Here is a 17,715-nt window from a genome sequence, read left to right on the forward strand (position 1 = left end):
TCGATTCACTATTCAGGAAATCTGCGAATGACACAGCAACCCGCACCAGAAGACTATTACACCGAAAAATACGGCCTGACCCGTACCCATTCAGAAATTATCAACGCGGTTAATTACGTTCAGCCGGGTAAAGCGCTGGATTTAGGCTGCGGAAGCGGGCGTAACTCACTGTATCTGAATCTGATAGGCTTTGATGTCACCGGTTGGGACAATAACCCGATGAGCGTGGCGAAAGTGAATGACATTATTGCGGCTGAATCTCTGCAACACATCAGTATCAGCGAGCAGGACCTGAACACGCACCGTTTCAGCGGCGAATATGATTTCATTTTCTCCACCGTGGTGATGATGTTCCTGGAACGAAACAGCATTCCGTACATCATCAGAGACATGCACGCAGCGACCAGGCCCGGCGGCTACAACCTGATTGTCGCGGCCATGGACAGCCCGGATTATCCGTGTCCGCTGCCTTTCCCGTTTACCTTCAAACCGGAAGAGTTGCGTAATTATTACGAAGGCTGGGAAATCGTGAAATACAACGAAGACGTCGGCGAGCTACATAAACGCGACGAAAACGGTAACCGTTACAAACTGCGGTTTGCCACATTGCTGGCGAAAAAACGTTAATTAAGCATTAAAACGTTTATTGCCAATAAAGAGCCGATAGAGAAATCTCCGGCTCTTTTTTATTTCCGTCTACGCTCAGCAATTCAGGACTTTCGTTAACCTGTTTCACTCTGCCCACGACGTGAACAATCTTGCCAGAATGTCAAAGTGTGTGTGATAATACGTCGCGTTATTTACGACAAAAACAACGTAAAATCAAATTGTTAAGGTTTTGGCGGCTGTTGAGCGATGCGTAACGGAGCATCCGGACATGGCTTCTATCTTTCGTTTACTGCCGCAGCGGCAACATTCAGAGACATCTATGAACTGGGACGTAATGAAGTGGTTAATTGGTATTTATCTGGGCTGTTTTTTGGGACTCCTCAAAATGGCCTATTCAGATCCCAAGTTCTACCTTGATTATATTGATAAAAAATTCTCGTACGTCTGTTATACCTGTTTCATTGTCTGCGGTGCGCTATGGGCAGGGCTCTTTTTGTCCCGGGGTTATGTCATGGACAACATTGATTTAATTTCTGAACAGCAGACATTAATAGATAAAGAATATAATTACGTCACTTCTTATCTGCTTTCCATGATCATCGGCTCCGGAATTTCGTTCGCGGCCAGCATTCTGTTTATCGACATTGCCCGCAAAAAAATCGCAGCGTCCGGCGAGGCATAACGCCCGCCCGCCTGCTTCGGGAATAGATTCAATAATATGAGCTATCATTAGGGTTTAACTGATGAGGGCTCATACATGACTTCAGTTGCCAGTCTCACCGGCGGGATAATATTCATACTCATCGGGATTGTGATGATCTGGATACTGTTCCGAAACCACCGAAGCAAGACCAACAACAAGTTGCTGACTCCCGGCAACTGCTTACTCGCTGCTCTGACGGTCGTCTCGTTCATTATCGCCATCATATTCCTGAGCAGTTCATCGTAGATTCCGCTTCAGAAACGCAAAAAGGCCGCCTGATGGCGGCCTTCTCATTAATTTTTACCCCACCCGGCGCTTATCTCCGGCACTCTCATTGGCTTAGCTCTTGAAGGGGCGAACTCATCTTCTCAGATTCCTCCTACTAGTATTTAACAATAATTGCCATTTTGACTATTAGCCTGATAACAAATGATTTTGAAGATGTGCTGCGCCTGAGTAACTGCTACGAACAATGTGAACACGTTATTCGTGTTTTATCATTATGTGCCTGATCGCCGTGTAATCTTCCAGTCCGTACATCGACATGTCTTTGCCGTAGCCGGATTGTTTCTGGCCGCCGTGTGGCATTTCACTGACCAGCATGAAGTGCGTATTCACCCAGGTACAACCATATTGCAGGCGGGCGCTCAGGCGATGGGCGCGACCGATGTTTTGCGTCCAGACGGAAGAGGCCAGCCCATAGTTCGATTCGTTTGCCCAGTCCAGAACCTGATCTTCGGTGTCGAATTCGGTGATGCTGACCACCGGTCCGAATACTTCTTGCTGAACGATTTCATCTTCCTGCCGTGCCCCCGCCAGAACGGTGGGCTGGAAGTAATACCCTTCGCCGGAAACGCGTTCGCCGCCGGTCACGACCTCAATATGCGGCACTTGTTTTGCGCGCAGCACGAAACCTTCGACACGTTCGAGATGCGCCGCAGAAACCAGCGGGCCCATTTCGCTGTTTTCATCAGTGCCTAATTTCAGCGTGGAAACCGCTTCGCCCAGCGCCGCGACCAGCCGGGCATAAACGCCTTTCTGCGCGTAAATGCGGCAGGCGGCGGTACAGTCTTGCCCGGCGTTGTAGAAGCCAAACGTGCGTACGCCTTCAACTACCTTATCGATATCCGCGTCATCAAACACAATCACCGGCGCTTTGCCGCCGAGTTCCATGTGGGTACGTTTGATGCCGCTGGTAGCCTGCGCGACAATTTTCTCGCCCGTCGCGACCGAACCGGTGAGGGAGATCATACGCACTTTATCGTGATGCGTCAGCGCGTTACCCACCGTCTGACCGTCACCAAACAGCACGTTCAGCACGCCCGCCGGAAAAAGATCTTGTGCCAGTTCGCCCAGCTTCAGCGCCGTCAGTGGCGTGATTTCAGACGGTTTGATCACCACACAATTGCCCGCCGCCAGTGCGGGCGCGATTTTCCACGCCGCCATCATCAGCGGATAGTTCCACGGCGCGATAGACGCTACCACGCCCAGCGGGTCGCGGCGGATCATGGAGGTATGTCCGGTCAGATACTCGCCACTCGCCAGCCCGTTCAGACAACGGCTGGCACCGGCAAAGTAACGGAACACGTCGGCTACCGCCGGAATTTCATCGCCCAGCGCCAGATGATAAGGTTTACCGCAGTTCAGCGATTCGAGTTCCGCGAGGGCTTCAGCACTGGCTTCGATACGATCGGCCAGCGCCAGTAACAACTCAGAACGGCTTTTCGGCGTGGTCTGCCCCCAGCCGGTAAATGCGCGGTGCGCCATATCGACGGCCTGTTTGGTCTGCTGTTCGCTGGCCTGCGCCAGGCGCACAATTTCCTGTCCGTTATGCGGGTTGAAAACCGGCAATGACGTCCCTTCTCCGGCAACCAGCTCACCATTAATCAGCATGTTCGTTTGCATCATTTTTCCTTATTATTTGCCGTCACCGGCCACATCAGACCCGTTTCTTGTCAGATACCACGCCCCTAAAATCGGGAACATGGTCAGTACCATCAGGCTCAGTGCGACGACGTTCGTCACCGGCACTTCGCGTGGTCTGCCCAGCTGGTTGAGAAGCCAGATAGGCAATGTCCGTTCGTGACCGGCGGTGAATGTCGTCACAATGATTTCATCGAAAGACAGTGCGAACGCGAGCATTCCGCCCGCCAGCAGCACCGTGCTGAGGTTGGGCAAAATGATGTAGCGGAAGGTCTGCCAGCCGTCGGCCCCGAGATCCATAGACGCTTCAATCAGGCTGTGGGTGATCCGCCGGAACCGCGCGATGACGTTGTTATAAACAATCACCATGCAGAACGTGGCGTGACCGATAACAATGGTCAGCATGCCCGGTTCGATCTGCGCGGCGTGAAAGGCGTTGAGCAGCGCCAGCCCGGTGATGATCCCCGGCAGCGCGATCGGCAACATGAACAATAATGTGATGCTGTTTTTGCCGTAGAAATCGCGCCGGTACAGCGCCGCCGCTGCCAGCGTGCCGAGCACCATCGCAATCACCGTGGCGTAACAGGCGATTTGCACCGAGAGCCAGACGGCGTCGAGAATGTCGTGACGCCCTGCCGCCACAGCGAACCAGTGCAACGTGAAGCCTTTCGGCGGAAAACTGAACGCCGCGTCTTCGGTGTTAAAGGCGTAAATCGCGATGATCAGCAGCGGGAAATGCAGGAAAACCAGCCCGCCCCACGCGGAAAGTTTCAGTAACCAGGGTGCGCGTTTAGAGTGCATCGAAAGCTCCCAGTCGTTTAACCATCGACAGATAAAGCGCGATCAGCACGATAGGCACCAGCGTAAACGCGGCGGCCATCGGCATGTTGCCGATCGAACCTTGTTGTGAATACACCATATTGCCGATGTAATACCCCGGCGGCCCCACCAGTTGCGGGATGATGTAATCGCCCAGCGTCAGCGAGAAAGTGAAAATCGACCCGGCGGCAATGCCCGGCACGGCCAGCGGAAAAATCACGTAGCGCAAGGTTTGCCACGGCTTAGCGCCTAAATCTTCCGATGCCTGGATCAGCGACGGCGGCAGGCGTTCCAGCGCGGCCTGAATCGGCAAAATCATAAACGGCAGCCAGATGTAGACGAAGACCCAGAAGCGCCCCATCCCGGACGTCGATAACGTGTTACCGCCAATTCCCGGCAGGCTCAGCACCGCCGTCAGCAGCGGTTCCAGCCCGAGATGCTCCAGGAACCATTGCAGCACGCCGCCTTTGGAAAGCAGCAGCGTCCATGCATACGCTTTGACGATATAGCTCGCCCACATCGGCATCATAATGGCGATATAAAAGAACGCCTTTTTCTTGCCAGTGATGTAGCGCGCCATGTAATACGCAATCGGAAACGCCAGCACCGCGCTGAAAAATGACACCAGCAGCGCCATCGTCACGGTGCGGAGAATAATGTCGGCATTCACCGGATCAAACAGCGCCTTCAAGTTAGCCAGCGTCAGCGTGTTGGACACCGTCATGGTGAAGTCGTCGAAGGTATAAAAACCCTGCCACAACAACGCAAACAGCGAACCTAAATACACCGCACCGAACCACAGCAGCGGCGGCACCAGCAGCAGCGCCAGATAAAATCCGGGGCGACGATGCAGGAATGTCACCAGCGCCCGGCCACGCCGCGATCGCTTCTCGTAAGGAGTCATGCTGATATCCATCGTTTAACCCTCAACCAGCGCCACCATGGCATCTTTGTCCCAACAGGCCACCACCGGTTGCCCCTGATGGAAGGTGTTTTTCGCGCTGACCGGAAGGTTATTTGCCTCACTGACAAACAGCTTTTCACCGCCTTCGAGCGCCAGTTCGTAGCGCGTTGCGGCGCCCTGGAAATGAATATCTTTGAGGATGGCGCTGACCTGAACCGAATCCGTTCCGGCCGCCGGTTGCGGCGTCAGGCGGATATGTTCAGGGCGGATGGAACGGCTGCCGGGAAGGCCGGTGAGCTTCAGGGAAAGTTCGGAAGTCAGCACGTTTGCGGTGCCGACAAACTGCGCGACAAATGCGGTGCGCGGGTTGAGATACAGCTCGCGCGGCGTATCGACCTGTTCGATGCGGCCATTGTTAAACACCGCGACACGGTCCGACATCGACAGCGCTTCGCTCTGATCGTGGGTAACAAAAATAAAGGTGATGCCCAGCTCACGCTGTAGCTTTTTCAACTCACCCTGCATCTGCTCACGCAGTTTGAGATCCAGCGCGCCAAGCGGTTCATCGAGCAACAGTACGCTCGGCTGATTCACCAGTGCCCGAGCCAGCGCCACGCGCTGACGCTGACCGCCGGACAAAAATGCCGGTTTCCGGGCAGCGGTAAAACCGAGCGCCACGCGTTCCAGCGCTTCCATCGCCTTGTGCGTTCGCTCCTTTTTCCCCACGCCTTTGACCATGAGGCCATAAGCAACATTCTCGAGCACCGTCATGTGCGGAAACAGCGCGTAATCCTGGAAAACGGTGTTCACGTCACGCTCATACGGCGCAAGCTGCGACGCTTCCTGCCCGTGAATGCGGATGGATCCTGATGTCAGCGTTTCAAAACCTGCGATCAGCCGCAGGCAAGTGGTTTTCCCCGAGCCCGAAGGCCCGAGCATAGAAAAGAACTCGCCGTCCTGAATATCAATCGACACATTATCGACGGCTTTGGTTTCCCCGAATATTCGGGAAACATTGATAAATTGTACGGCGGCCATAGTCAGCTCCTGTAAATTGACAGTTATTAACGACCACCCATGATCGAAATATAATCCTGAGTCCAGCGTGAATAGGAGACGTACTTACCGTTCTCCGACTGCGGCGTTTTCCAGAATGAAATTGAGGCGAATTTGTCGAAGCCGTTGGTCTGACAGCCTTCTGCGCCTAACAACGGGCTGGCTTTACATCCGGCGGGCACCGCAGGTACGGAACCAAACCAGGCGGCGACGTCGCCCTGCACTTTCGGCTCCAGCGACCAGTTCATCCATTGATACGCGCAGTTCGGATGTTCGGAATCAGCGGCTAACATGGTGGTATCCGCCCAGCCGGTGACACCTTCTTTCGGGAACACCGTGGCAATCGGCTGCTTCTCACCTTTCAGGGAGTTGGCCTGATACGGCCATGAAGAACTGGCAACAACACCTTCGTTTTTGAAATCGCTCATCTGCACAGACGCATCGTGCCAGTAACGGTGGATCAGCGGATGCTGGGCGCGCAGCAGTTTCAGCACGGCCTGATACTGGGTTTCGTTGAGCTGATACGGATCGTCGATTTTCAGATCCGGCTGAGTACTTTTCAGATACAGCGCGGCATCCGCGATGGCGATCGGGCCGTCATAGGCCTGCACGCGTCCCTGATTGGGTTTGCCGTCAGGCAGATTTTGCGGAACGAAAATGACCGCCCAGCTGTCCGGCGGCGTCGGGAAGGTTTTCGTGTTATACATCAGCAGGTTTGGCCCCCACTGATACGGCGTACCGTACACTTTCCCGCCAACGTTAAACCATGCACCCTTCGTCAGACGCGGGTCGATACTCTTCCAGTTCGGGATAAGCGCCGGATTAATCGGCTGTACGCGTTTACCGTAAATCAGGCGTAACGACGCATCGCCGGACGCCGTCACCAGGTCATAGCCGCCTTTCGCCATCAGGCTGACCATTTCATCGGACGTTGCCGCGGTTTTCACGTTCACCTTGCAGCTGGTTTGCTTTTCAAACCGGGTCACCCAGTCGTAATTTTTGTCGCTTTCACCGCGCTCGATATACCCCGGCCAGGCCACAATATTTAACTGACCTTCGCCTTTACCAATACTTGCCGGTGTTTCCGCGGCCAGAGCGGTATTTAAAAAACTCAGCAGGCCCAAACAAATAGCAGATAGCTTTTTCATCGGTTACTCCTGTCCTGTCGTCATTGATATGTTTTTAGAATTGTGGTTTGAACTTCGCCATGATGTGTCTGACTACGCTGTAATCCTGTAATGAATAACTGGAAAGATCGTTGCCGTACCCGGAGCGTTTTAATCCGCCATGGGGCATTTCGCTGACTAAAGAAAAGTGGGTATTAATCCAGGTAGTGCCGTACTGCAGGTGGGAAGAGATTTGCATTGCAAGGTCGATATTTTGTGTCCAGACCGACGATGCCAGTCCGTATTCTGATTCGTTTGCCCAGCTGACGACCTGCGCAATAGTGTCGAACCGCGTGACGCTCACGACCGGCCCGAACACTTCGCGCTGTACGATTTCATCACTTTGCAGACAGCCTGCCAGCAACGTCGGCTGGTAATAAAAACCGGGGCCGGGATGCGACGCCGCGCCGGTAATACGCTCGATGTGCGGCTGGCTCAGTGCCCGCTCTACAAAACTCGACACGCGATCCCGCTGGCGGCTGCTGATGAGCGGCCCCATAAAGTTTTCGCTGTCGTTTTTGCGCGCGAAAGATAACTGCGAGACTGCCTCGCCCAGTTTTTCTACCAGACGTTCATAAATTCCGGCCTGCGCATAGACGCGGCAGGCGGACGTACAATCCTGCCCCGCGTTGTAATATCCCCACCTGCTGACCGCCTCCACCACATCGTCAATATCGGCGTCATTACACACAATCACCGGCGCTTTACCGCCCAGTTCCAGATGCGTGCGTTTCACGGTTTTGACCGCGGCCTGAAGGATGCGCTGGCCGGTGACGATATCGCCGGTCAGGGAAATCAGGCGAACATGCGGATGGCTGACCAGCGCATTACCGACGCCCTCGCCGCTGCCAGTGATCACGTTCAGCACGCCAGGCGGCAGGATTTCCTGTAAAGCCGGCAGCAGCGCAAGAATGGTCAGCGGCGTATGTTCAGAAGGTTTAAAAACAACGGTATTTCCCGCGGCCAGCGCAGGGGCAATTTTCCACGCCGACATCATCAGCGGGTAATTCCACGGCGCAATTGAGGCTACAACGCCCAGCGGATCGCGACGAACCATTGACGTGTGGCCGGGCAGATATTCACCGGAAAGCTGCCCCTGCTGACACCGGATGGCACCGGCAAAAAAACGGAAAACATCCACGGCGGCGGGCAGATCGTCATTGAGCGCCTGATGCAGCGGTTTACCGCAGTTCAGGGCTTCGAGACGCGCCAGCTGAGGCGCCTGCTTTTCAATAGCATCGGCAATACGCAACAGGATCGTGGCACGTTCGGCGGGCGTGGTACGTGACCAGCGGATAAATGCCTGACTGGCGGCGTTAACAGCCATATCCACCTGCGCCAGTGACGTTTCCGCCACTTCTGCAATCACTTCGCCAGTGGCGGGATTATAAATACTCTGTGTTGCGCCCTCGCCATGCAGAAGGTCACCGTTGATCGCGTGTTTATCAGAGAAACTGGCAACAAATTCTGCATCTGACATCGTACTGGCCCTCAGAGAAGTCAGTCATCGTGAATTAACAAAAATGTTATTTTTTAGTAACAATTCGTCTATTCACATTAGGTAATTTCTCTGAGGGCAACAAATAGCAATTACTGAAGGCTGCGTTCGGAAAAAACGAAGGCTCCGTTAAGCAGGGCGGCGCTTGGCGCTGTTTTCGCGCGCAATGGTGAGAAACGGCGTCACCAGTTCCGGCCGCGCACTGCCGCGCCGCCAGGCCAGCCCGATATCCAGCGGTTCGATGGAATCCTCCAGTTTACTGGCTTCGATCATATTGCCTTCCAGCGACCATGCGCGGTATGCCATGTCCGGCTGAACGGACACGCCAAGCCCCGCTGCGACCAGGCTGCGCACGGCTTCGGTCGAGGCGGTTTTCATTGCGATATTCGGTTTTAGTCCCGCCCGTGCCCACAGCCGCTGCGCGTGCTTTTCCATTTCATCCACATTGAGCTGGATCAGTGGTTCGTCAGCGATATCGGCCAGCGAAATGCTTTCGCGCTCCAGCAGCGGATGCAGCGGCGGCAGCCATAAGCGATAAGAGGAGTGGGTCAGAACTTCGGTCTGAAGCGCATCGCGGTCTTCAAGATTTGAGAGGATCAGCACACCAATGTCGATCTCGCCGCTGACCAGCAGATGCTCGATGTACTGGCGCTCATCCTCGACGACTTTCACCTCGACATTCGGGTAATAGGCGTTGAACTGCTTGAGTAAATCCACCAGAAAATAGCCGGCCACCAGGCTGGTGACGCCCAGTGTGATTTGCCCGGTCACGCTTTCGGTTCCCAGCTGCAGGCTGCGTTTGGCGTTATCGACGGTTGCGAGGATCAGATACGACTGGCGCAAAAACTGGTGCCCCTGATGCGTCAGCGTCATCCCTTTGGCATGGCGGTCAAACAGACGCGCCTCTGTTTCCGTCTCAAGTTGTTGAATCGCCTGTGTCAGCGAGGACTGCGAAACAAAAGAGGCCTGTGCAGCGGCCGATATCGATCCGGTTTCAGCAACGGCAATAAAATGGCGGATCTGGCGTAACGTCAACATAGCGCGATCAGGACCTCTACATATGATCGAATGCAGTCGCTCAGCATTCGGTTTAAGGGAATGATCAAGTAATGGCAGGCGGCGGATTTTTGTCAAACCGGGGAGCGGGGTTTTGCGAGACGTGCGGGAGAATGGGAAACTTACTTTGCAAGCAGTCTTTAAAAGAACCATATCCAGACCGTAAAAATTGGCGGAGAAATTAAACATGCAAATACAGACTATCAGCTCCGTAAAGAAGCATGCTGCTTACTTGATTTATCACAACCGATACTGGTCACTCAGAATGGTGAACCGGCTTACGTGATTGAATCCTTTGAAGACAGACAAAAAAGGGATGAAACCCTTGCTTTACTCAAGCTGCTTACGCTGGCAGAAAATGATAAAGCAGAAGGCCGGACATTCACGAGAGAACAGTTGTTAGCAGATCTTGCCAGATGAATCTCTCATCTGATCTGCTGATTATTGGGATCAATTTATGTCTGCAACGAAAAGTAAAATTACGATTGAGTACCTGTAACCAGTAGAGTTGTCTATTGATGAAATTGCGTCGTTCCAGACTTCACAGGGAACCGATGCGCTAGAAAACATCAACGCAGTGTTGGATGAGTTTGAAGCAAAAGTGAAAATTTTTCCTTTATCCTGCCCGGTTGCACCCGATCTTGCCGCGCTGGGTATCATCAAATATCGCGAAGGTAATACATTGAATGCCTACCGCATCATTTATACCTATGATGAACCAGCAAACGTTATCTCCGTGTACGTGCTTCTTTCTCAGCGGCAAAATGTTCAGGAACTGTTGTTCAAAAAGTTGATCATGGGTTAACAACAGAAAAGCCACGCAAACTTCGCGTGGCTTTCAGATTCAAAACTTCAGTCTTTCATCAATTTTCCAGCTGATAAGTCAGCGTGATTTCCGCGTTCAGCACCTGAGAAACCGGGCAGCCGGCTTTGGCTTTTTTGATGATTTCGTCAAATTTGTCTTTATCGATACCCGGCAGCTTGATTTTGCTGTCGAGCGCAATCTTAGTGATGGCAAATCCGCCGTCCACTTTATCCAGTGACACGTCCGCAACGGTATCGATGCTTTCTGGCGTGTGCCCTGCTTCGCCGAGCATCAGCGATAACGCCATCGAGAAGCACGCGGAATGCGCAGCACCAATCAGTTCTTCGGGATTGGTACCGACTTTGCCTTCAAAGCGGGTGTTAAATCCGTACGGCTGATCCTTCAGGGCCCCACTTTCAGACGAGATGTAACCTTTACCGTGTTTAATATCGCCTTCCCAGTGTGCCGAACCTTTCTTATGAATGGTCATGTTTTTCCTCCGTTTTGTATTACATTGGCTATAAGTATAGCTTTAACGCTGTAATTCGCGAGGATCGCCTGGTTATGCGTCTTTAACGCGGTTTTTCGCAAAGTACGGCATTCATTCACCCTCACAAAAAAATAGAGAGGAAAACATGTTTAAACCTCAGGATCTGGTTCAGTCAAAAACCGGCGGACCGCAAATGATTGTGCTGCGCGTGGAAGGCGAAACGTTATGGTGCGCGCGCACGGATGATTTTTCAAAAAAAGAGATCGAAGTGAGCGCTGATTCCGTAAATCTGTATCACTTAGATGGTGATTTCGGCGTCTGCTGAAAACCTTTTTTTGATTTTGCAGATACAAAAAATCCTGAGATTGCAAAATCTCAGGATTCAATGATTACTTATCCGTGACTGTATACTTACCAGCCTTTTACCGCGTCACCGTGATAGATGGCGTCCGCCGCTTTAACTGTTGCATCAGTCTGATAAGCCTCAACCAGTTCTTTTACAGCCTGACTGTCTTTGTTATCTTCCCGCGCCACAATAATGTTCACGTAAGGCGAATCTTTGTCTTCCACGAACAGACCGTTTTTGCCCGGCGTCAGTCCAACCTGACCGGAATACGTGGTATTGATCACCGCCAGTTCGATTTTGTCATCGTCAATTGCGCGGGTCAGCTGCGGAGCTTCAATCTCAACAATCTTGAGATGTTTCGGGTTCTCAATGATATCCAGCGACGTTGGCAACAAACCCACGCCGTCTTTCAGTTTGATCAGCCCTTGTTTTTGCAGCAGCAACAGCGAGCGGCCAAGGTTAGTCGGGTCGTTCGGCACGGCAACCTGCGCGCCGTCGCTCAGCTGATCGATGGATTTGATTTTACGTGAATACGCAGCAATCGGATAAACAAAGGTTTTACCCACTTCCACCAGTTTATAGCCACGTTCTTTCACTTGTTTGTCGAGATACGGGCGGTGCTGGAAGGAATTGACGTCAATATCGCCGCTGCTCAGTGCAGAGTTAGGCAGCACGAAATCGTTGAAGGTCACCACTTCTACGTCCAGATTGTATTTATCTTTGGCCGTTTTCTTAATGGTTTCCCACATTTGCTGATCGATACCTGCACTGATGCCTACTTTAATGTGGTTCTCTTTAGATTTTTGGTCACAAGCGGTCAGCGCCAGAGCGCCAACCAGCGATAACGCCAGGAGTGTAATTTTTATTGCGGTACGCATGGGGTTTACTCTTTCCGTGAATAAAGAAGTGTTCAAATTGAAGCCGTAGCTTTACAGACACAGTGTTTCAAAACGTTTTCACATGAGCAAATACGAAAAAGAAATAACCTAATGCAAAAAGGGGATTTTCGGGCGGGCATTTATACGTTAATTCAATAAAACGATAACCAGAATGTTGTGAATTTGTTGTTTTACCTTTATACAACCTGTTTCAATAAAAACAAAACATGGTCTAGGATTATTCTTAAGACCATGTTTTTTCTGGGGTATCTCATTACAAGTAAAATAATATTATCTTACATTCAATTCCGTTGCCCACGCAGAAACCGTATCAGGAGAAATATAATTTACTTCGTAAATACAACCACTTGATGAAGATGTTAAATAGCCAATGCAGGGGAAAGAATCAGGATGCAATTCAACAAGAGCCTGCTGGATTTCTTCATCGCTCATTAAAGGGGAGATCGGGGCATCTGAAAACCGGAAGTAGTCTTCAAACATCCACGATATATAGTCCCTTTCACTCCTCAACACTCTCATATAACGCACTCCCTCCGGTTAAATCCCATTAAAAAAATAGCAGGGCGGTGGAATTCGTGCGAACAATAATTGAACTGAAATTGCCTTAAATCAAATAAAGCCCGCCGGAGGCAGGCTTCTGAGAGGTCAGGATCGCTTACGTGGAAAGATTTCCTGATCGCAAACGATCATTCTTTGGCGGAACGCAGTGCAACGGGCTGCGGGTGTGACAGGAAAATGGTGATGCCCGCCAGCAGCGTGAGCGCGCCGCCGAGAAGAAACGCACTGCTGACACCGGCGTTGTCCGCGAGGATCCCACCAAACAACGCGCCCAGCGCCAGCGAGGTCTGAAATACGCAAACCAGTAACGCCGAACCGGTTTCAAACAGAGCGGGCGATGCCTGATAAGTCCAGATATTCAGACACACCGGCAGCGCACCAAACGCCAACCCCCAGAGGATCACCAGCGCGCTGGCCAGCGGCAACAGCAGGTTTAACAGTGACAACGCCAGCACCGAAAGGCTCAGCAGCAACATGTTCAGCATGAAGGCTTTCTTCACGCCAAATTCACGCACGGTGATTTCCGTCGTCAGCGTGCCAATCAGCCCTGCAACCCCGTAGCCCATCAGCAATAAGGAAATATCGCTGGCAGGCAGTTTCAGGTTAAAGCGCAGCCAGGGTTCGAGATAGGTGTAAGCCGCGAAATGGCCGCCCGCCATAAAGACGCCGATGATCAACGCATAACGGATCCCCGCCACTTTCGTCACGCCGAGCATTGCGCGCAGGCCGATGGACTGCTGCGCGGGTAAAGAAGGCAGCGCCAGCCATTGCAGCACGAAGAAAACCAGCGCCAGCGCCGAGTTGAGGGTAAACGCCATCGGCCAGCCAAACAGATCGCCGATAAACGCCCCTGCCGGAACGCCCGCCACGGTTCCGACGGCCACACCGGCGGTGATCAGCGAAATGGCGCGTGCGCCCTGCTCTTCCGCCACCAGCCTGCGCCCGGACGGAATAGCAAACGACCAGAAACCGCCGACACCGATGCCGAGAATGATGCGTCCAATCAGTAAAACGTTGAACGATTCCGCCATTACCGCGATGCCGTTTGCCAGAATCACTGACGCAGAGAGCAGTAAAAGCAGATTCCGGCGATCCATTTTTTTGGCGAAAAGCATAATCAGCGGCGCAGAAATTGCCGCAACCAGCCCCGGCAACATCACCGCCAGCCCGGCGTGGCCTTCCGTCACGCCCAGAGATTGCGCAATCGGCGACAGCAGGCCGATAGGCAGAAATTCAGTGTTAACCAGAACAAAGGTACCGCAGGCCAGTGAAAAGACCGCCAGCCAGCGGCGAAAAGCAGACGTCTCTGGCCGGGTGTCCAGCGATGAGCACTCAGTCATTATTGTTATCCTTAGCGAAGTGAATTATTACGGACATGTATTTTGATTGTAATAAAACGTGATCGCCGTCACCAGGTCAAGACTATTTATAACGACCGTTAGGGTATTTCTAATGACCATTTGGACTAAGCCAGAGCCCGCCTGCGATGCGGCTTACAGAGGGATCTTATGCCGCCGGTTTGCAGGGCACATACAGATAACGCGGACAGAAAATCTCTCCACATATAATGTATGTTGTAACTAAGTTGCGTAGCGAGCGGATCCCGGCAGGCATCCGCAGAAATGTGCTGAGTAAAAGTGACTGGTTTCTTCGGGGATAAGTTATCGATTTCATGTACTACTCTTCTGAAAATAACATGAATAATCAATCACTAATTGTTAACAGGCGCGGGGAAGCATACGGTGTTGTCACACAAATAACAGGGAGTTAAATATGGCAATTCCAGCTTACTTATGGCTCAAAGACGATGGCGGAGCACTGATTAAGGGGTCAGTCGATGCCAGAGGTCGCGAGCACTCAATCGAAATCACATCGTTCAATCATTCCCTCAGTATTCCCACTGATAGTGGCACGGGAAAACTCACAAGTACGCGGGTACATGGAGCAATGCAGGTTGAGAAGGATTTTGATTCCTCCTCACCTTATCTATACAAAGCTGTGGCCACCGGCCAGACCTTGAACTCAGCAGAATTGAAATGGTACTGGATCAATGACGCGGGTCATGAAGTTGAATATTTCAACATGTTCATGGAAGGCGTGAAGATCGTCTCTGTCGTCCCGATGATGCATGACACAAAAACGGTGATAAATGTTGGCCATAAGGAAGCCATTCAACTGCGCTATCAGAAAATCACATGGAAATATTTGGATGGAAACATCCAGTACAGTGATGCATGGAATGAGCGCATAACCGGGTAACAAAATATGGATACTACCGAACAAACCAGTGGCTACTACTTCAACGGGTTATCTAATTTATCACCAGGGGAACTGTTCTTTTGGGTTTTTCTGGATGAAACCGGCAAACAGGTAGGGATTACCGATTTTGCAAACCTTGCTCTGATTGTTCTCGGCCAGCCCATGAAAGCGACACGTGCCAAACCTCTTGGCGCAACACCTGGAACCTCGATATTAAGTTATCATCTGAGGCAATGGCTTAATATAGAGGTTAAGCAATGGCCTACTCTAACTAACGGGAGTATCCGGCGGTTAAAATTCTCCTACGTAACAAATCTCGGGGCATTTGTTGGCCGATGGATCCCTTTTGTTGGTTGGGTAATACTCGCGGATGATGTTGCTACAATTGCCTGCAAAACCACTAACCGTTTTAACACCATTGCCAATGAGAAAGATCGCCTATGGTAAGTAATGAGGAAATCATAAATTGGTACAATGAGCGTTATAACAAACCGGGTTATTTCTCTAAAAAACGCAGGCCGGTCACTATTGATACCAGCCTTTCTACCGGCCGTTATGTCTGGGCGTGTGAAACCGGGGACGACATCATGAAAGAATATTTCGAGAAATTCCAGGTTGAACCTCAGGGGTTTGATTTCTTGAAGTACTGGCCAATTGAGGCGTCTGGCCTGTCAATTTTTGCGTTATGCACCTGCGGAGATGATTACGAGGAGCCACTACCATTAACGCTCAAAATGTTGGCTGAATCAGCGCGTGCGGGAAAGTGGCTGTATGGCTAAAAAATTAATTTTAATTCTCTCTTCTTATCTGATCGGATATTTCATTCAAACCTGCACAAAATGCCCCGCGCTGACTTCGCGGTAATGCCGGGCGGGCGGCAGATAACTGGCGCTGCGCAGCAGGCTGGAGAGTTCTTCCGGCGCGATGGCTCGTTTACGGCGGACATCCGGGTCGGGCACCGGCACGGCGGCCAGCAGTTTGCGGGTATAGGCGTGCTGCGGGTTTTCGAAGATGTCTGCGCGCGAACCGATTTCCACGATTTCCCCCAGATACATTACCGCCACGCGGTGGCTGATGCGTTCCACGACGGCCATATCATGCGAGATAAACAGATACGCCAGCCCGAGTTCCTGCTGGAGATCGAGCATCAGATTGATCACCTGCGCTTTTACGGAGACGTCCAGCGCCGAGACGGCTTCATCGGCGATAATCATTTTAGGTTCCAGCGCCAGTGCGCGCGCGATGCAGATCCGCTGACGCTGGCCGCCTGAAAACTGATGCGGAAATCGGGACGCCATATTGCTTTGCAGCCCGACCTGTTCGAGCAGCTGAGCGACGCGGCGTTTTGCCCCTTCTGCATTGTGCAGGCCGAGGCTCATCATTGGTTCAGCAATCGCCTGGCCGATTCGCATACGCGGATTCAGGCTTTCATACGGATCCTGAAAAATCATCTGCGCCTGCGTGCGGATTTCCGTCAGATGCGCCGGATCTGCCCGGCGGATATCCTGACCGGTGATCAGCACGTCGCCGGAGGTGGCTTCGGTGAGGCGCAAAATCGTGCGGCCGGTGGTCGATTTTCCACAGCCCGATTCCCCGACCAGCGAGAGCGTTTCGCCCGGTTGCAGGCTGAACGAGAGATCTTCAACCGCATGGACGCGCGCCGTCACGCGCCGCAGCAGGCCGGATTTCACATCAAAACGCGTGATCAGGTTTTTTACGTCGAGCACTGGCGGCCCGTCGCGTATCGTGTTGACCGGTTCGGCGACCGGCAGCGGTGCTCCGGTGCGCGTGTCCGTCAGCGGAAAACGGGTGAGCAGCGTCGTACCTTCCATCGCGCCGAGCCGTGGCACCGCAGAAAGCAGCGCGCGGGTATAAGCGTGTTGCGGCAGATGAAAAATTTCGCGCGTTGAGGCTTGTTCCACCGCTTCGCCGCGATGCATCACCAGCGTGCGGTCAGCGACTTCCGCCACCACGCCCATGTCGTGCGTGATGAACAACACCGACATCCCCTCTTCTTCCTGAAGCGATTTTATCAGCGCCAGAATTTGCGCCTGAATAGTGACATCCAGCGCCGTGGTCGGTTCGTCTGCAATTAATAAACGCGGATTACAGGCCAGCGCGATGGCAATCACCACCCGCTGGCGCATGCCGCCGGAAAAGCTCAGCGGATATTCATTGAGCCGGGAGGTGGCCGCCGGAATACGCACTTTTTCCAGCAACCGGACAGCTTCGGCGCGCGCGGTGGCGTCATCCATGCCGCGATGGCGTTTGAGCACTTCGGTAATCTGGACACCGATTTTCAGCACCGGATTCAGGCTGGTCATCGGTTCCTGAAAAATCATTCCGATGCGATTTCCGCGAATACTCTGCATCTGGCGCGCGTTCAGGCTGAGCAAATCCTGCCCGCCGAACTGGATTTTTCCCGAATAGCGGGCCTGTTTTTCATCCAGCAAACGCATGACCGACATCGCCGTCACGCTTTTCCCGGAGCCGGATTCGCCCACCAGCGCCAGCGTTTCTTTCGGGCCAATCGAGAAGGAAAGATCCCGCACTACGTTCAGCCATTCGCCGTCTGAGCTGAAAGCGGTATTAAGGCTTTCGACCTGTAAAACCGGATTGTGCAT

General features: G+C 52.5%; 19 protein-coding genes and 1 pseudogene. 8 read left to right on the forward strand and 12 right to left on the reverse strand.

Annotated elements, in window-relative coordinates; translation table 11 throughout:
- The first annotated feature begins 27 nt into the window (after nt 1-27).
- Both tehB and J8X26_RS08950 read left to right on the forward strand, forming a co-directional pair.
- Nucleotides 28-627, forward strand: coding sequence for a tellurite resistance methyltransferase TehB (gene tehB, locus J8X26_RS08945; protein WP_208950707.1), 600 nt, complete (start codon nt 28-30; stop codon nt 625-627).
- A 250-nt stretch (nt 628-877) separates the two neighbouring features.
- The gene (locus J8X26_RS08950) at nt 878-1,291 is read left to right on the forward strand and encodes a hypothetical protein (protein ID WP_165059852.1); all 414 of its coding nucleotides are present in this window, start codon (nt 878-880) and stop codon (nt 1,289-1,291) included.
- A gap of 504 nt (nt 1,292-1,795) precedes the next feature.
- On the opposite strand, the gene J8X26_RS08955 is transcribed toward J8X26_RS08950, so the two are convergent.
- The 7 genes from J8X26_RS08955 to J8X26_RS08985 form a co-directional block, all read right to left on the reverse strand.
- Nucleotides 1,796-3,217: a gamma-aminobutyraldehyde dehydrogenase gene (locus J8X26_RS08955; protein ID WP_208950723.1), complete on the reverse strand. Its 1,422-nt coding sequence runs from the start codon at nt 3,215-3,217 to the stop codon at nt 1,796-1,798.
- A 12-nt stretch (nt 3,218-3,229) separates the two neighbouring features.
- Entirely contained in the window at nt 3,230-4,036 is an 807-nt protein-coding gene (locus J8X26_RS08960) for an ABC transporter permease (protein ID WP_208950708.1), read from the reverse strand.
- Nucleotides 4,026-4,958 (reverse strand): ABC transporter permease, encoded by a 933-nt coding sequence (locus J8X26_RS08965; protein ID WP_193333166.1) that lies wholly within the window; start codon nt 4,956-4,958, stop codon nt 4,026-4,028. Before J8X26_RS08965 ends, J8X26_RS08960 begins: the two co-directional genes overlap by 11 nt.
- Nucleotides 4,959-4,973: 15 nt before the next feature.
- Nucleotides 4,974-5,996, reverse strand: coding sequence for an ABC transporter ATP-binding protein (locus tag J8X26_RS08970; RefSeq protein ID WP_152326739.1), 1,023 nt, complete (start codon nt 5,994-5,996; stop codon nt 4,974-4,976).
- Nucleotides 5,997-6,022: 26 nt separating this feature from the next.
- Nucleotides 6,023-7,162: a putative ABC transporter substrate-binding protein YdcS gene (ydcS, locus tag J8X26_RS08975; protein WP_152326738.1), complete on the reverse strand. Its 1,140-nt coding sequence runs from the start codon at nt 7,160-7,162 to the stop codon at nt 6,023-6,025.
- A 34-nt stretch (nt 7,163-7,196) separates the two neighbouring features.
- Nucleotides 7,197-8,660: a gamma-aminobutyraldehyde dehydrogenase gene (locus J8X26_RS08980; RefSeq protein WP_208950709.1), complete on the reverse strand. Its 1,464-nt coding sequence runs from the start codon at nt 8,658-8,660 to the stop codon at nt 7,197-7,199.
- Between the two features lie 147 nt (nt 8,661-8,807).
- Nucleotides 8,808-9,716 (reverse strand): LysR substrate-binding domain-containing protein, encoded by a 909-nt coding sequence (locus J8X26_RS08985; RefSeq protein ID WP_152326736.1) that lies wholly within the window; start codon nt 9,714-9,716, stop codon nt 8,808-8,810.
- Nucleotides 9,717-9,921: 205 nt separating this feature from the next.
- On the opposite strand from J8X26_RS08985, the pseudogene J8X26_RS27630 reads away from it, so the two are divergent.
- Together J8X26_RS27630 and J8X26_RS08990 are read left to right on the forward strand one after the other, a co-directional pair.
- A pseudogene (locus tag J8X26_RS27630) lies at nt 9,922-10,154 on the forward strand (type II toxin-antitoxin system Phd/YefM family antitoxin).
- A gap of 88 nt (nt 10,155-10,242) precedes the next feature.
- Nucleotides 10,243-10,539: a type II toxin-antitoxin system RelE/ParE family toxin gene (locus tag J8X26_RS08990; protein ID WP_244370446.1), complete on the forward strand. Its 297-nt coding sequence runs from the start codon at nt 10,243-10,245 to the stop codon at nt 10,537-10,539.
- Nucleotides 10,540-10,597: 58 nt separating this feature from the next.
- Here J8X26_RS08990 and J8X26_RS08995 read toward each other — a convergent pair whose 3' ends face one another.
- Complete coding sequence (locus tag J8X26_RS08995) at nt 10,598-11,029, reverse strand: OsmC family protein (protein WP_152326735.1); 432 nt, start codon at nt 11,027-11,029, stop codon at nt 10,598-10,600.
- Nucleotides 11,030-11,174: 145 nt separating this feature from the next.
- On the opposite strand from J8X26_RS08995, the gene J8X26_RS09000 reads away from it, so the two are divergent.
- Complete coding sequence (locus J8X26_RS09000; RefSeq protein ID WP_152326734.1) at nt 11,175-11,354, forward strand: DUF2158 domain-containing protein; 180 nt, start codon at nt 11,175-11,177, stop codon at nt 11,352-11,354.
- Nucleotides 11,355-11,440: 86 nt separating this feature from the next.
- On the opposite strand, the gene metQ is transcribed toward J8X26_RS09000, so the two are convergent.
- The 3 genes from metQ to J8X26_RS09015 all read right to left on the reverse strand — a co-directional run bounded on the left by metQ (nt 11,441) and on the right by J8X26_RS09015 (nt 14,172).
- Entirely contained in the window at nt 11,441-12,253 is an 813-nt protein-coding gene (gene metQ, locus J8X26_RS09005) for a methionine ABC transporter substrate-binding lipoprotein MetQ (RefSeq protein ID WP_152326733.1), read from the reverse strand.
- A gap of 291 nt (nt 12,254-12,544) precedes the next feature.
- On the reverse strand, nt 12,545-12,754 hold the full coding sequence (locus tag J8X26_RS09010) for a hypothetical protein (protein WP_152326732.1): 210 nt from the start codon (nt 12,752-12,754) through the stop codon (nt 12,545-12,547).
- Between the two features lie 206 nt (nt 12,755-12,960).
- Nucleotides 12,961-14,172 (reverse strand): MFS transporter, encoded by a 1,212-nt coding sequence (locus J8X26_RS09015; RefSeq protein WP_208950710.1) that lies wholly within the window; start codon nt 14,170-14,172, stop codon nt 12,961-12,963.
- A 433-nt stretch (nt 14,173-14,605) separates the two neighbouring features.
- On the opposite strand from J8X26_RS09015, the gene tssD reads away from it, so the two are divergent.
- Genes tssD through J8X26_RS09030 form a run of 3 tightly spaced genes read left to right on the forward strand, consistent with a single transcriptional unit; the run spans nt 14,606 to nt 15,870 of the window.
- Nucleotides 14,606-15,091: a type VI secretion system tube protein TssD gene (gene tssD / locus J8X26_RS09020; protein ID WP_208950711.1), complete on the forward strand. Its 486-nt coding sequence runs from the start codon at nt 14,606-14,608 to the stop codon at nt 15,089-15,091.
- 6 nt (nt 15,092-15,097) lie between these two features.
- Nucleotides 15,098-15,538 carry an STM2901 family protein gene (locus tag J8X26_RS09025; protein WP_165059866.1) on the forward strand — a complete coding sequence of 147 codons (441 nt, stop codon included), beginning with the start codon at nt 15,098-15,100 and terminating at the stop codon, nt 15,536-15,538.
- Nucleotides 15,532-15,870, forward strand: a complete 339-nt coding sequence (locus tag J8X26_RS09030) for a DUF1493 family protein (RefSeq protein ID WP_165059868.1) — start codon at nt 15,532-15,534, stop codon at nt 15,868-15,870. Before J8X26_RS09025 ends, J8X26_RS09030 begins: the two co-directional genes overlap by 7 nt.
- Before the next feature lie 45 nt (nt 15,871-15,915).
- On the opposite strand, the gene J8X26_RS09035 is transcribed toward J8X26_RS09030, so the two are convergent.
- Nucleotides 15,916-17,715, reverse strand: a complete 1,800-nt coding sequence (locus J8X26_RS09035) for an ABC transporter ATP-binding protein (RefSeq protein WP_208950712.1) — start codon at nt 17,713-17,715, stop codon at nt 15,916-15,918.

This window comes from Rahnella sp. ChDrAdgB13 (genome assembly GCF_017655185.1).
Classification (GTDB): Bacteria; Pseudomonadota; Gammaproteobacteria; order Enterobacterales; family Enterobacteriaceae; genus Rahnella; species Rahnella contaminans.

What these genes read in the sequence shown, in the direction of transcription:
- tehB (WP_208950707.1), top strand. Translation starts at nt 28, where the DNA reads ATGACACAGCAACCCGCACCAGAAGACTATTACACCGAAAAATACGGC.
- J8X26_RS08950 (WP_165059852.1), top strand. Translation starts at nt 878, where the DNA reads ATGGCTTCTATCTTTCGTTTACTGCCGCAGCGGCAACATTCAGAGACA.
- J8X26_RS08955 (WP_208950723.1), bottom strand. Translation starts at nt 3,217, where the DNA reads ATGCAAACGAACATGCTGATTAATGGTGAGCTGGTTGCCGGAGAAGGG.
- J8X26_RS08960 (WP_208950708.1), bottom strand. Translation starts at nt 4,036, where the DNA reads ATGCACTCTAAACGCGCACCCTGGTTACTGAAACTTTCCGCGTGGGGC.
- J8X26_RS08965 (WP_193333166.1), bottom strand. Translation starts at nt 4,958, where the DNA reads ATGACTCCTTACGAGAAGCGATCGCGGCGTGGCCGGGCGCTGGTGACA.
- J8X26_RS08970 (WP_152326739.1), bottom strand. Translation starts at nt 5,996, where the DNA reads ATGGCCGCCGTACAATTTATCAATGTTTCCCGAATATTCGGGGAAACC.
- ydcS (WP_152326738.1), bottom strand. Translation starts at nt 7,162, where the DNA reads ATGAAAAAGCTATCTGCTATTTGTTTGGGCCTGCTGAGTTTTTTAAAT.
- J8X26_RS08980 (WP_208950709.1), bottom strand. Translation starts at nt 8,660, where the DNA reads ATGTCAGATGCAGAATTTGTTGCCAGTTTCTCTGATAAACACGCGATC.
- J8X26_RS08985 (WP_152326736.1), bottom strand. Translation starts at nt 9,716, where the DNA reads ATGTTGACGTTACGCCAGATCCGCCATTTTATTGCCGTTGCTGAAACC.
- J8X26_RS08995 (WP_152326735.1), bottom strand. Translation starts at nt 11,029, where the DNA reads ATGACCATTCATAAGAAAGGTTCGGCACACTGGGAAGGCGATATTAAA.
- J8X26_RS09000 (WP_152326734.1), top strand. Translation starts at nt 11,175, where the DNA reads ATGTTTAAACCTCAGGATCTGGTTCAGTCAAAAACCGGCGGACCGCAA.
- metQ (WP_152326733.1), bottom strand. Translation starts at nt 12,253, where the DNA reads ATGCGTACCGCAATAAAAATTACACTCCTGGCGTTATCGCTGGTTGGC.
- J8X26_RS09010 (WP_152326732.1), bottom strand. Translation starts at nt 12,754, where the DNA reads ATGTTTGAAGACTACTTCCGGTTTTCAGATGCCCCGATCTCCCCTTTA.
- J8X26_RS09015 (WP_208950710.1), bottom strand. Translation starts at nt 14,172, where the DNA reads ATGACTGAGTGCTCATCGCTGGACACCCGGCCAGAGACGTCTGCTTTT.
- tssD (WP_208950711.1), top strand. Translation starts at nt 14,606, where the DNA reads ATGGCAATTCCAGCTTACTTATGGCTCAAAGACGATGGCGGAGCACTG.
- J8X26_RS09025 (WP_165059866.1), top strand. Translation starts at nt 15,098, where the DNA reads ATGGATACTACCGAACAAACCAGTGGCTACTACTTCAACGGGTTATCT.
- J8X26_RS09030 (WP_165059868.1), top strand. Translation starts at nt 15,532, where the DNA reads ATGGTAAGTAATGAGGAAATCATAAATTGGTACAATGAGCGTTATAAC.
- J8X26_RS09035 (WP_208950712.1), bottom strand. Translation starts at nt 17,715, where the DNA reads ATGCACAATCCGGTTTTACAGGTCGAAAGCCTTAATACCGCTTTCAGC.